The organism is Testudinibacter sp. 'clade 2', assembly GCF_006227735.1.
GTDB lineage: Bacteria > Pseudomonadota > Gammaproteobacteria > Enterobacterales > Pasteurellaceae > Chelonobacter.
This window is the reverse complement of sequence record NZ_VDHB01000066.1, coordinates 1-12,615: the sequence shown is the minus strand read 5'-3', so window position 1 is coordinate 12,615 and position 12,615 is coordinate 1. Positions and strand designations below refer to the sequence as shown.

Sequence of the window (12,615 nt, the reverse complement as noted above, 5' to 3'; positions counted from 1 at the left end):
TAGCGATTAAATTCTTTGCGTCAACACTTCATCGACCAAACCGTATGCCTGCGCTTCAGTGGCAGACATAAAATTATCGCGCTCGGTATCCCTTTCAATTTTATCCAACGGTTGCCCGGTGTGAAACGCCAAACGGTTGTTTAAGGTATCCCTGATTTTCAAAATTTCTTGCGCATGAATTTGAATATCTGATGCCTGTCCACGATAGCCACCCAACGGCTGATGAATCATCACTCGCGAGTGTGGCAACGCAAAACGTTTACCTGCAGCACCACCAGCCAATAAAAAAGCCCCCATCGAACAGGCTTGCCCGATACACAACGTCCGCACGTCCGGCTTGATAAACTGCATAGTATCATAAATTGCCAAGCCGGCGGTGACCACACCACCCGGTGAGTTGATATACAGGTTGATGTCTTTTTCCGGATCGACTGATTCTAAATACAGCAATTGTGCAACAATTAAATTTGCCATGTTATCTTCCACTTGACCGCTCAGGAAGATGATCCGCTCTTTCAATAAACGCGAATAAATATCGTAGGCTCTTTCGCCGCGTGATGTTTGATCCACCACCATTGGAACTAAACTCATTTTTTCCTCTACTTAAAAATTGACACAGAATTCTGCCATTTTACCCAAAAACGGGCTAAAAAACAGGTCAATCCCATTTTTAACCGGTTTAAAAACAAAAAGTGCGGTCATAAACCGCACTTTAGTCATCAGAACAAAAGCTTACCGATTAAGCTTGTTGAGCATTCATGATCTCATCGAAAGAAGCTGCTTTCTCAGTGACTTGTGCTTTTGCCAACACCGCATCAACGGCTTGCTCTTCCAACACTACATTGCGTAAGTTATTCATTAACTCTTTGTTATTGCTGTAGTATTCAACTACTTCACTCGGCTGTTCATAAGCGGCTGCGATATCTTCAATCATCGCCTTAACGCGCGCTTCATCCACTTTCAATTCGTTAGTTGTAATCACTTCGGCAAATAACAATCCGACTTGAACACGACGACGGGCTTGCTCTTCAAAAATATCGCGCGGCAGTTGGAAATCTTTTGGTGCTTGACCGCCGAAACGCTGCATTGCTTGTTGCTGCAACACTTCAATTTCTTGATCAACCGCAGCCGCCGGCACATCAATACTGTTATTCGCCAACAAACCGTCGATCACTTGGTTTTTAATGCGGCTGGTTAACGCATTTTTCAACTCGCGTTGCATATTTTTGCTAATTTCGGCACGTAAATCGGCGACAGTTTTGTTTTTAGGACCGAATTTTTGTACGAATTCTTCAGTCACTTCCGGCAATTCCATCTCTTCGACTTTTTTCAGGCTAATGGCGAATTTCGCCGCTTTGCCTTTCAAGTTTTCCGCGTGGTAATCTTCCGGGAAAGTCACTTCGATGCTGAAGTCGTCGCCGGCTTTGTGTCCGACGATACCGTCTTCAAAGCCTGGAATCATACGACCTTGCCCCATCAACAGAACGAAATCAGCAGATTTGCCGCCTTCAAATGCTTCACCGTCGATAGAACCGTCGAAATCAATAGTCACACGATCATCGGCTTTTGCCGCTGCATCACTGGTTTTCCAAGTGGCTTGTTGTTTACGCAACACATCGATCATTTTATCAATGTCGCTTTCACTGATCTCAACCACTGGTTTTTCAACTTGAATATTTTCCAAACCTTGCAATTGCACGTCCGGATAAACATCGAATGTCGCAGTGAAAACAAAATCACCACCGACATTATATTCTTGCGGTGCAAACGTCGGACGACCGGCAAAATTGATTTTATCCTGCATTACCGCATCAAAGAAACTTCTTTGCATCGCATCGCTTAACACATCTTGACGCACTGACGCCCCAAAACGTTTTTCAATGATTGCCGGGGGAATTTTGCCTTTACGAAAACCGTCGATACGGGCAGTTTTTGCTACATTTTTTAATTCTTGGCGAACATTTTGTTCGATGGTTTCAGCCGGAACTGTAATAGTGATGCGGCGCTCAAGACCTTGGGTAGTTTCTACGGAAAATTGCATTTTTTACCTCAAAAAAATCGGATATTCTCGGCGCCACTCATCTCAATTGTATGAACAACCAACACCGAACTTAAAAAAATAGACACGAGATTATACCCAGTCAAATACAATCAGTCGAGTTATAACCGCTGAAATTGGGATAATTGGCGATTTTTTAAACCGCACTTTGCTTTATTCGGCATAAAAAACAGAATCGAATAACCGCAGCAACGAAAAACCCGATTCACTAAGAATCGGGTCAGGTCAGATTGCGTTAAGCAAAAAATAGATTACAACCCTTTCGGAATGCGAATTTTTTGCCCTGGGAAAATTTTATCCGCATCTTTGATCACTTCTTTATTGACTTCAACGATCTTGGTGTATTTTGCGCCGTTGCCGTAGGCTTTTTCGGCAATTTTCCATAAGGTATCGCCTTTTTCAATCACATAAAACTCATCGTCAGAGGCTAATGCTTCGCCGCTGGCAATGGTGACGCCTTCGGCTTCCACTTTGGTGATCCCGGCAATATTGCCCGCCATCAGAATGGCTTTTTCTAAGGCTGACGCATCTTTTGCTGTGCCTTCAATTTTTGCCACGCCGTTTTCAACCGTTACTGCCACGTTTTCCACGCCGGGGTTGTCTTCACTGATGTGTTGTGTTACCGCACTTGAGGCTTCTTCTTCTTTGCCGAAGATTTTCTTACCGATGTTGCCGACAAAATCAAATAATCCCATAACTTTTCCTTAATGATTAATGTATTAATATTAACGACTTGCCTGATAAAATCTTGACAAAAGCCGAACCGAACACAGTGTATTATCCGATCAGTTTCGACCGAAAGTAAAGCGAATTAAACCGAAAACGGGTATTGAATCGGCGGATGTGATTGGTAGCCCACCACCTTAAAATCGTCCATCGTGACCCAAGTCTCCAAATCCTGTAATGTTTTGATCTGGGGATTGATCTCTAATCTCGGCAACGGCAGCGGCTCGCGCAGTAACTGCACCGTTTGCATCAGCTCCAGCTGATCTTCATAAATATGCGCATTGACAATCTTATGGTACGCCTGCCCGGCTTTATGCCCGGTGATCTGCGCCATCAACGCTAAAAAAGTATAAACCTGAATTTGGTTGAAATTTAAGCCGAGCGGCACGTCACAAGAACGCTGATAACTGGTGAGATACAGCGTATCACCCAGCAATGAAAAAGTGTGGGTGTGCATACAAGGGCGCAGACAGCCCAGTTCAATCTCTCCCGGATTATAAAATGTGATGATTTCACCGCGATCATCAATACCGTTCGACAAATTATCCACCACTTTTCGCAGTTGATCTAAATGTGAACCGTCCGGCTTTCGCCAGCTTCTGCCCTGCACGCCGTAAACCCGCCCCATATCGTCGTTGCCTTTGCGGTGCGGGCTGTTGAGCCAGACTTGATTGTCATTGGCGTTGGCATCCCACGTTTTAGTGCCGAGTTTGCGGAAATCGGCAGCATTGTCATAACCACGGATATAACCTAAAAATTCGGCAATTGCGGCTTTCCAATAGCTTTTGCGGGTGGTAATCAATGGAAATTGGTTGTTGGCAACATCGTAACTCAAATCGGCATTAATCACTGTTAAGCAGCGTTTACCGGTACGTTCGTTGCCGATCCACACGCCATGATCCACGATCCGCCGGCATAAATCCAAATATTGACGCATATCTTTCTCCTCCAAAACCGCACTTTTAGGCGTGCACTACTTTACTGACCGCCGATAGGCCCAAACGACAATCAGTGCGCCGATCAACATCATCGGGGTCGATAAAATTTGCCCCATTGAAATTTGCTGTCCAAAAAACAATCCGAGATGTTCGTCCGGCTCACGGAAAAATTCGACGATAAAACGGAATAAACCATAGAAAAATAGAAATAGCCCTGCTACTGAGCCCGTCGGACGCGGTTTTTGGATAAACCAATTCAGGATCAAGAACAGCACCACGCCCTCTAACAAGGCTTCGTACAGCTGCGATGGATGGCGCGGCAAGTAACCGCCAGACGGAAACAAAACTGCCCAAGAGACATCGGTCACCCGTCCCCATAGTTCGTCATTGATAAAATTACCGATACGCCCCATGCCCAAGCCGAACGGAATCAACGGCGCCACAAAATCAGCCGTTTGCCAGAACGGACGTTTTTGTAAACGGGCGGTAATAATCATTGCAACAATCACCCCGATTAAACCACCGTGGAAAGACATCCCGCCTTCCCACACCCGAAACAGATAGAGCGGGTCCTGTAAAAACAAGTCGAAATGGTAGAACAGCACATAGCCGATTCGCCCACCTAAAAATACCCCTAAAAACCCATTAAATAACAACGAATCGACCTGATCGACCGTCCAACCACTGTTGTGCTGCTTGGCGCGTCGCACAGCCAGCCAACGGGCAAAAACAAAGCCAATTAAATACATCAGGCCGTACCAGCGCAAGCCGATTGGACCGAGTTCAAAAATAACCGGATCAAAATCCGGGAAGCGAAGATACGAATTCATACTGTTCCTTGCCGATAAACACTTAACTGAATAACATTTTGAGTGCCACCAACGACAACCAGATCGCAAACGCTTTTTTCAACGTCGGCACCGGTAATTTGGTCGTCATATCTGCCCCAAGTTTTGAGGTGAAAAAAGAGACGGCAGTAATCAATAATACCGCCGGCAAATAAACATAGCCGATCGAATAAGACGGCAGATGCGGCAGGTTCCAACCACTGACAATAAAGCTGATCATACCGGACAAGCCAAGCAACATGCCGCAAAATGAAGAAGTGCCGATCGCCCGCTTGATTTCAATTCCACGTGAATTCAAAAACGGCACAATGAATGCGCCTCCGGCAATACCGGCAAAGCTGGATACAATACCGATCAACGTTCCACCAACCACACCGCTCTTGACCGTTAAGGGGCGATTGCCCGTTTCCCGTTTGATTGATAGCACCATTTTGGTTGCCAAATACAACACCATCACCGCAAACAGTTTACTGGTGACCGCTTTCGGCAATTGGCTGATAAACAAGCCTGAAATAAACACCGCGATCATTAGCGACGGAACCAAGTATTTTGCCGCCTGCCAATCCACGTTGCCCAATTTATGATGACGCTGTGCGGAAGAAAAAGCCGTGATCACAATGGTCGCAAAAGAACTGCCCAGCGCCACCGTCATCGACATTGCATCCGGTACGCCGATTTTCGGCAACAAATAGACCAACACCGGTACAATTACCAAACCACCGCCAATACCAAACAGTCCGGCAAGAAAGCCGGCTAAAGCGCCGGTCAGCAGACAACCGATTACAAATACTGTCATTTGCGTTGTTCTCCTTTCTGCCGAGCACTTCTTTCCTGATTGAACTTGCGTTGTTTCCGTTGATAACGTGATTCTTTTTTGCCTACATTCGTCGAGCGCTCATTGTCGCTAGGTAATGTAGCCGTGTCCTTAGTATTATTGGTATTCGTACTTGCAAGCGATTTATATTGACTGGTGTGCTGATGCGATTTGACCGCACTTGCTCTGTCCGGTGCTGCCATTATCACGCTGGAAAACTCTTTCATCACTTTACGATAGACTTCTCGTTTAAACGAGATAACCTGCCGCACCGGATACCAGTAGCTGACCCAGCGCCAACCGTCAAATTCCGGCGTTTTAGTCGCCTGCATATTAATACTGTCTTCACCGCTAACCAGGGCCAATAAAAACCAGCGCTGCTTTTGTCCAATACACACAGGATTACCGTCATTGCGCACCAAGCGTTTCGGCAATTTATAGCGCAGCCAGCCTTTGGATACCGCCAGAATTTTTACGTCCTGACGACTCAAGCCAACCTCCTCATACAACTCGCGATACATCGCCTGCTCGGGCGTTTCGCCGTTGTTGATGCCGCCCTGAGGAAACTGCCACGAATTTTGTCCGCAACGCTTCGCCCACAACACCTGTCCTTGTCGGTTACTGATAATAATCCCGACATTTGGCCGATAGCCATCGAAATCGATCACCGTCGATCCCCTTAAATCGTCTAAATTTTTTAAATGGTGTTGATTGTTTCATAATATCGAAAACGATACAACAATAACCGCGTAAAGAGTGAGATGGATTTTATGTGACAGTCTTCAACTTCTATTTCAGATTGTAAATATTAACAATGACAAGACAATTCCCAGCGCCTCTGTGGATAACTCTGTGTGTAATCGTAGGAAGTATTGTTGTCTAAAAACAACTGGGAGCTGCTGCTGCCTTTTGCCATAAGGATTCTGCTTTAGGTTGTCGATTGATTAAACAAACGCTTAATTGATCGACTTGCCGCCTATTTTTACCCTGCCAAGTGGCCGACAATTAAAAAGAAATGTTTATTTCTGATCCGAGTCTTGCACAAATATACTGCAATTAAAACAAAAAAATAACATTTCTCATCATCCTTGAGTTATTCAGATTTTCTGTGGATAACACTGTGGCTGATTTCGGTATTATCATTAATAAATCAAAACACAGATTAACTTATTTTAAATTTATCATTATAAATCAATAAATTAATACAAATAAAATGTTATCCCCACCGTATTTAAAAAGCAGAATTCCGTGCTGATTATTTCTTGAACAATAAAATTTGTATCTTTCACGCCTTACCGTTACAATACCGTACGTTATTTTCCAACTATTCAGCCTATTTCAAACGGATATAAGATGACTACGCCACAATCAGAGTCGCAATTGCTGCACCGTGCCCACCAATTGGCTGGACTACGACTGGCTGAAGTGGCCACGGAATACAATATCCAAATGCCAACCGATTTAAAACGTCATAAAGGCTGGGTTGGTATGCTATTGGAAACCGCACTTGGCGCAGAAGCCGGCAGCAAAGCACAGCAAGATTTTGCCGCACTTGGGATTGAGTTAAAAACGATTCCCGTCAATCAGCACGGATATCCGTTGGAAACTACGTTTGTCAGCTTGGCACCGCTCAGCCAAAACAGCGGTGTCGTTTGGCAAAACAGCCATGTACGTTACAAACTGCAAAAAGTGCTGTGGATTCCGGTGGAAGGTGAACGCCAAATTGCACTGGCTGATCGTCGGATTGGCTCGCCCATTTTGTGGCAACCCAGTGCCGAACAAGAAGCTCGCCTCGCGCAAGACTGGGAGGAGTTGATGGATTTAATTGTTTTGGGTGGATTACACAAAATCAATGCCCGTATCGGTGAAGTGCTACAATTGCGTCCAAAAGGCGCAAATAGCAAAGCGTTGACCATGGGATATGACCACAATGGGCAAGCAATTAAAACATTACCACTCGGATTTTACTTAAGAAAGAGCTTTACTGCAGAAATTTTACAAAAGTTTTGTTCTACCTCAACTTTATAATACGAACTTTAGTGTATCTTAGCTGTCAAACTGTAGGGTCTGTTTCTCTTTCATAACTTGTTTATATTACCAAATTGTCACGCTGAATCATCATAGTAAATGAAAGACAAACAGCTCCTCCTATTGTTCCGCAACAATAAATAATAATTAACCAAAGGAAACCATTCATGGCAAAAATATTACTTGTCGATGACGATGTTGAACTTACTGAACTGTTGGCTGAAGTATTAAACATAGAGGGATTTGACGTTGAATTGGCCTATAACGGTGAAGAGGCATTGAAATTACTGAATTTCAGCCACGATATCGTCCTGCTAGATGTGATGATGCCGGTATTAAACGGAATAGAAACCCTAAAACAAATCAGAAAAAGTTTCTCTACGCCAGTATTAATGTTAACTGCACGTGGGGATGATATTGATCGCGTATTGGGATTGGAATTAGGTGCTGATGACTATTTATCAAAACCGTTTAATGATCGTGAACTTGTTGCACGAATCAAAGCTATCTTACGTCGAACGCAAAACCAATCTACCGCACTTAGCTCCAGCAGCAACATTGAGAAAGACGACAACAAACATCTCGAATTTGGCGGCATTACCCTTTATCCGGGCAGACAACAGGCGCTATATTTAGAACGTGATTTAGATTTAACCGGTACTGAATTTGCACTACTGCAAATATTAATTAAGCATCCGGGACAAATTCTGTCACGGGAATTACTCAGCTTAGAGATTCTGGGCAAGCGCCTGACACCGTTTGACCGTGCAATCGATATGCATATTTCTAACTTGCGTAAAAAACTGCCAGAACGTGCCGACAATCTACCATGGTTCAAGACACTACGCGGACGAGGCTACTTACTGGTCACTGAAAAATAAGCGAGCAATGATCAAAATAGCGTGCCAAACAACACGCTATTCTTTTTTCAACGCACCCAATATGAAACGATGTCATGAAAACTCTGCGTAAGTTTTTGCGTTTGCTTAATTCAATCAATGTGCAAATCTTTTTTCTTTTTTGGTTGATTTGGTTAGCTTTTTTTGTTCTGATGGGATTTGCATTCTTTATCCCAACCATGGACGCACGCAATTACACCGAACTCTCTACTGATGAGGTTAATCTCTATCAGTTTGAAGTGATCAAACTGACAAAAAACAATATTCTGTATGATTTGCAGTACCAAAAAAGCCCCCACAGCAGCTTACCTAGCGACAGGACCAGCCATATTTCAGCCCCAAGAAAGCCGGTATTACTGGATCCCAATGATTTTAATAAGATCATCGGTAATCTGGATTACAATGAAAGCAGTCAGTTATATCAGTTTGCCAATCGCTCAAATAATCCACTGTTGCCACAAAAACGTCGGTTTTATAATCAAGATATTGTCGGTCCGTTTATCTCGCCCTATCCTCTTTCAGAAGATCGCGAGCCTTATTTGTTGTACTTTATTGATACCGTCGATCCACAACGGGAATTTATCAATTTTTTCTTTGATCACCCACTAATCATGCTGTTCTTATTAATGGCGACCAGCACACCACTGCTGCTTGGGCTCATTTTCAGTTTGACCCAGCCTATCAAAGAATTACGCAGCACCGCCAATGCTATCTCCACCGGAAATCTCAGCATTAACCCGATTTTAGAACAGCGTGGATCAATGGAATTGCGCGAAGTTGGCAAGAGTTTTAACCACATGGTGATGTCCTTAGAAAGTATGATCAGCTCACAACAACGACTATTATTAGATGTGTCGCATGAATTGCGCACTCCACTGACACGCCTGCAACTCGCCGCCGCTTTACTGCGCCGTCGCCAAGGAGAAAACAGTGAACTGCAACGGATTGAAACTGAAACCGAGCGTATGGAAAAAATGCTGAATCAGTTATTAACGCTCTCACGCCAACAAACCGCACTTCACCTAAATCGAGAGGTTTTTCCACTGCCAAATATCTGGGAAGAAGTGGTCGAAGACGCCAAATTTGAAAGCCGTGAACGCCACTTTGAATTCAGCTTTTCACAGAACATCAAAAATCCTGAGAAATACTTTATCAATGGTAACGAGGATGTACTCGCCAGTGCATTGGAAAATATTATCCGCAACGCTTTCAAATACGCCCACAGCCGTGTGCTCCTGAACTGTAATATTGTTGATAATAAACAACTTCAGATCATTGTTGATGACAATGGCGACGGCGTTGCCGAACACGAATATAAACAAATCTTCCTCCCCTTCTACCGCACCGACCAAGCCCGCGCCCGTACCACCGGCGGCACCGGCTTAGGTTTATCGATCGTCGCCAACTCGGTAGAACAACATAAAGGCAGCGTCACAGCAGGCAAAAGCAGCCTAGGTGGTCTCAGGATCACCATTCTGCTGCCATTGTGGCTCGATAGTTAGGGAATAAGTTATTGAATGTCAGACCGCACTTTGGAAAGTGCGGTTGTATATACTTAAATGAAGGACTAATATGCCCCTTTGCCACGAATAACCACATTCGCTGTCTTGGCTAAAATGGTAATATCATTCCAAAGTGACCAATTTTTGACATACCATGTGTCTAAATAAACGCGCGTTGAGTAATCAGTATCACTTCTGCCACTCACCTGCCAGAGACCGGATAGTCCAGGGCGAACCATATAATAATAAGTCACGTCATCTTTATAAAATTTTAATTCTTGCCGGATTACTGGTCGTGGACCAACCAGACTCATCTCGCCTTTCAATACATTCCATAATTGCGGCAATTCGTCCAAACTGGTTTTACGCAAAAAACGCCCAATTGGGGTAACCCTAGGATCATTTTTCAGTTTATAGTCCCTTAGCCATTCCTCTCTGATGTTTTCATCTGTTGCTAATAAATGTCGTAAAATTTCACCGGAGTTAATCACCATAGTTCGGAATTTATGGCAATGAAAAGCCTTTCCATTACGTCCAATCCGAGTTTGGCTATAGGTTGCCTTACCACCATCTTGGCGAATTTTAAAAAATAGATAACAAAATAAAGGGCTAGCTATCAATAATAGGAAAGTAGCAGCAACAATATCAAATGTTCTTTTTATCAGACGTGAAGAGCGCTTCGCCAAATTATTATGCAGCCTTAATATAATCGCCTCATAACCAAAAAAATGCGAAACTTCCGCACCGTACAATGAAACGCCCTGCACAGGAGGAACAACAGAAATATTACGAAACCCCATTTTAGTCAGCTTTCTCATCCAAGATTCCATCATATCACTCTGATTATGTTCTAAGGCAATAAAAACTCTTTGATAATCCTCTAAATGAGAAAATAGCTCTTCTTCGGTAATATAACCTAGCTTTTCTGCCGTTACTGGAATTTTGCCCTGCGGCTCAATAAATGCCTTAATTTTATAACCTAAATTAATCTCACTGCTAATTGCCCGATAAGCACTTTTGGCATTTTCAGCGTTACCAATAATCACACAAGCCATATCCCAAGTGCCTAAATAACGCAATAATTTTTTACAGACAAAGCGAAATAACGGAAAACAAATAAAAAGCATCGCACCGATATAAAACCAGGTATTCAACGAGCCCGTTTCCTCAATAAAAACCAAAAGTGCCAAATTAATCAGTAGCACAATAAACAAGGTTGAATAAATATCTTTCAACTCATCCCAAAAAGGCTTGCGATAGGTATAATGACGATGCACACCCCAAATCCAGCCCACCATAATAAAAGCAGGTAAAATAAAAGCCCCTAAACGGGTTAGTGAACCATTGAATTTCAGCTGTTCTACTGAAAAATCATCCAAAGGAGAAAGGTAGTAAGCTAAAGAGATGACTAAAAGATAGCCAAGAAAATCGCAGCTGACCAATACTAGTTTATTGATTTTTGGTGCCAGTTTAGGATTATTTATCATTTTTTTGTTTCCAAAACATTTTATGCATGCTGAGTTTTTTACATAACGGATTTTGGCAATGTCATTTTGTATATTCCTTGCTATCTTTTTAGTCTTTATCCGTGACATTTTCGTACTGATTGCAGCCATTATTCCGTGATAACCGATATTTTTGCTTTGAACTGTTTATCTCAGATGTTCTTTCTCAATTCAGTTAGTTTATTCTAAAGCCGTATAAGATTTTCATTCTGATTTTATAGGGCTAATACTTTGAATTAAAATCTTTTCTAGCGGCGGATAATCAAGCCTTTCTAACACTACTTTCGATGCAGATATCATTTCTTCTTGCGAAATATCATTCAAGTTTAATTTATATCCAGCTTGCTGTGCTAGTTGAGAAATAAATACACGTTGAGTTCTTCCATTCCGTTCTCTAAAAGAGTGATGAACATTAATTTCGCCAGCCCAACTATAAATGGGTGAAAATATGTAACGATGAATAGCTTTTAAATGAACAAGATCAAAATTACCCTTGATAGCATTGATTTGCAAGCTCGCCATACGAAAAGTGGTAATATCTCTTTCCTTTTCTTCTAACTCAGCTTGAGTCTTAGCGCCAACTTTATTATACAAGACACCATTTTGATCAATGCCGCCATAACGCATACATCTCTTTCTCTGCCTGTTTAAGCGTTATTTCACCATCAACCCACCGAAGCAACAGTGATCTTGCCGTTTCGCTGACAAGCAAACCTTCAATTGCATTATTTGCAATGGCAAATTCTGCAGCTTCTCGTCTTTTTTTCGTTCCACTTCAGGAATCATAATCAATTCTGTTCATCTTTAGTCTTGTTCAAAAATTTTATGTTGCCACATTCAAGATCTAGATACAGCACTCATTTTTTGTTATTAAAATTCATATCCTACTTTTTAGCTATTATTTGGGTAATTTAGCCATAATACAATACCCTCTCTCTTTTCCTGTGATATTGAATATTGTATTGTATTCAATAAATACAGATTCGCCCTGTTTTAAAGAATACTTCTTATAATCTGCTATAATATCCAATGAACCTTCCATTACAAATAGAATCAATGCGCTTTCTGCTTTATTTGAAAAATTTTGATCTTTTTTATAACGAAGTGAATGTAACGCAAAATCACTAGCAGGAGTGGGGTAAATATAAGTATCTATATTCTCAGGCATCATGCTAAGTAATTTCGGTTCAATTTCCGAACAATTAATTGTTTTTAATAATTCATCAATGTTAACATATTTAGGTGTTAACCCACCTCTGATGACATTATCAGAGCAGGCCATTAGCTCAATATTTT

Annotated in this window: 12 protein-coding genes and 2 pseudogenes; 3 read left to right on the top strand and 11 right to left on the bottom strand. The window is 42.4% G+C overall.

What is annotated here, in order from left to right:
* Window positions 1–6: 6 nt before the first annotated feature.
* From clpP to rppH, 7 genes and pseudogenes are all read right to left on the bottom strand, one after another.
* Entirely contained in the window at window positions 7–591 is a 585-nt protein-coding gene (clpP, locus tag FHQ30_RS05820) for an ATP-dependent Clp endopeptidase proteolytic subunit ClpP (RefSeq protein ID WP_139610797.1), read from the bottom strand.
* 148 nt (window positions 592–739) lie between these two features.
* A complete protein-coding gene (gene tig, locus FHQ30_RS05815) occupies window positions 740–2,041 on the bottom strand; it encodes a trigger factor (RefSeq protein WP_139610796.1) in 1,302 nt (433 codons plus the stop codon).
* Between the two features lie 269 nt (window positions 2,042–2,310).
* Complete coding sequence (gene lysM, locus FHQ30_RS05810; RefSeq protein ID WP_139610795.1) at window positions 2,311–2,754, bottom strand: peptidoglycan-binding protein LysM; 444 nt, start codon at window positions 2,752–2,754, stop codon at window positions 2,311–2,313.
* A 116-nt stretch (window positions 2,755–2,870) separates the two neighbouring features.
* A complete protein-coding gene (locus FHQ30_RS05805) occupies window positions 2,871–3,722 on the bottom strand; it encodes a thymidylate synthase (RefSeq protein ID WP_139610794.1) in 852 nt (283 codons plus the stop codon).
* 36 nt (window positions 3,723–3,758) lie between these two features.
* Window positions 3,759–4,553 (bottom strand): prolipoprotein diacylglyceryl transferase, encoded by a 795-nt coding sequence (lgt, locus tag FHQ30_RS05800; protein ID WP_139608497.1) that lies wholly within the window; start codon window positions 4,551–4,553, stop codon window positions 3,759–3,761.
* 22 nt (window positions 4,554–4,575) lie between these two features.
* Window positions 4,576–5,367 carry a sulfite exporter TauE/SafE family protein gene (locus tag FHQ30_RS05795; protein ID WP_139610793.1) on the bottom strand — a complete coding sequence of 264 codons (792 nt, stop codon included), beginning with the start codon at window positions 5,365–5,367 and terminating at the stop codon, window positions 4,576–4,578.
* Window positions 5,368–5,588: 221 nt separating this feature from the next.
* Window positions 5,589–6,053 (bottom strand): annotated as a pseudogene (gene rppH, locus FHQ30_RS05790) (RNA pyrophosphohydrolase); the annotation flags it as partial.
* Window positions 6,054–6,738: 685 nt separating this feature from the next.
* Between rppH and mutH the strand changes: the two are divergent.
* The 3 genes from mutH to cpxA all read left to right on the top strand — a co-directional run bounded on the left by mutH (window position 6,739) and on the right by cpxA (window position 9,814).
* Window positions 6,739–7,413 (top strand): DNA mismatch repair endonuclease MutH, encoded by a 675-nt coding sequence (mutH, locus tag FHQ30_RS05785; protein ID WP_139608491.1) that lies wholly within the window; start codon window positions 6,739–6,741, stop codon window positions 7,411–7,413.
* Window positions 7,414–7,580: 167 nt separating this feature from the next.
* Complete coding sequence (cpxR, locus tag FHQ30_RS05780) at window positions 7,581–8,294, top strand: envelope stress response regulator transcription factor CpxR (protein ID WP_139608489.1); 714 nt, start codon at window positions 7,581–7,583, stop codon at window positions 8,292–8,294.
* 74 nt (window positions 8,295–8,368) lie between these two features.
* Window positions 8,369–9,814 (top strand): envelope stress sensor histidine kinase CpxA, encoded by a 1,446-nt coding sequence (cpxA, locus tag FHQ30_RS05775; protein ID WP_139612096.1) that lies wholly within the window; start codon window positions 8,369–8,371, stop codon window positions 9,812–9,814.
* Between the two features lie 65 nt (window positions 9,815–9,879).
* On the opposite strand, the gene wbaP is transcribed toward cpxA, so the two are convergent.
* The 4 genes and pseudogenes from wbaP to FHQ30_RS05760 form a co-directional block, all read right to left on the bottom strand.
* On the bottom strand, window positions 9,880–11,301 hold the full coding sequence (gene wbaP, locus FHQ30_RS05770; protein ID WP_139612097.1) for an undecaprenyl-phosphate galactose phosphotransferase WbaP: 1,422 nt from the start codon (window positions 11,299–11,301) through the stop codon (window positions 9,880–9,882).
* Between the two features lie 222 nt (window positions 11,302–11,523).
* Window positions 11,524–11,946: a Fic/DOC family protein gene (locus FHQ30_RS05765; RefSeq protein WP_139612095.1), complete on the bottom strand. Its 423-nt coding sequence runs from the start codon at window positions 11,944–11,946 to the stop codon at window positions 11,524–11,526.
* The gene (locus FHQ30_RS13235) at window positions 11,927–12,031 is read right to left on the bottom strand and encodes a hypothetical protein (RefSeq protein WP_442805705.1); all 105 of its coding nucleotides are present in this window, start codon (window positions 12,029–12,031) and stop codon (window positions 11,927–11,929) included. The genes FHQ30_RS05765 and FHQ30_RS13235 overlap by 20 nt, the downstream gene beginning before the upstream one ends.
* A gap of 186 nt (window positions 12,032–12,217) precedes the next feature.
* A pseudogene (locus tag FHQ30_RS05760) lies at window positions 12,218–12,615 on the bottom strand (mannose-6-phosphate isomerase, class I); the annotation flags it as partial.

Coding starts and splice junctions, on each gene's coding strand:
- clpP (WP_139610797.1), bottom strand. CDS start 591: ATGAGTTTAGTTCCAATGGTGGTGGATCAAACATCACGCGGCGAAAGA.
- tig (WP_139610796.1), bottom strand. CDS start 2,041: ATGCAATTTTCCGTAGAAACTACCCAAGGTCTTGAGCGCCGCATCACT.
- lysM (WP_139610795.1), bottom strand. CDS start 2,754: ATGGGATTATTTGATTTTGTCGGCAACATCGGTAAGAAAATCTTCGGC.
- FHQ30_RS05805 (WP_139610794.1), bottom strand. CDS start 3,722: ATGCGTCAATATTTGGATTTATGCCGGCGGATCGTGGATCATGGCGTG.
- lgt (WP_139608497.1), bottom strand. CDS start 4,553: ATGAATTCGTATCTTCGCTTCCCGGATTTTGATCCGGTTATTTTTGAA.
- FHQ30_RS05795 (WP_139610793.1), bottom strand. CDS start 5,367: ATGACAGTATTTGTAATCGGTTGTCTGCTGACCGGCGCTTTAGCCGGC.
- mutH (WP_139608491.1), top strand. CDS start 6,739: ATGACTACGCCACAATCAGAGTCGCAATTGCTGCACCGTGCCCACCAA.
- cpxR (WP_139608489.1), top strand. CDS start 7,581: ATGGCAAAAATATTACTTGTCGATGACGATGTTGAACTTACTGAACTG.
- cpxA (WP_139612096.1), top strand. CDS start 8,369: ATGAAAACTCTGCGTAAGTTTTTGCGTTTGCTTAATTCAATCAATGTG.
- wbaP (WP_139612097.1), bottom strand. CDS start 11,301: ATGATAAATAATCCTAAACTGGCACCAAAAATCAATAAACTAGTATTG.
- FHQ30_RS05765 (WP_139612095.1), bottom strand. CDS start 11,946: ATGCGTTATGGCGGCATTGATCAAAATGGTGTCTTGTATAATAAAGTT.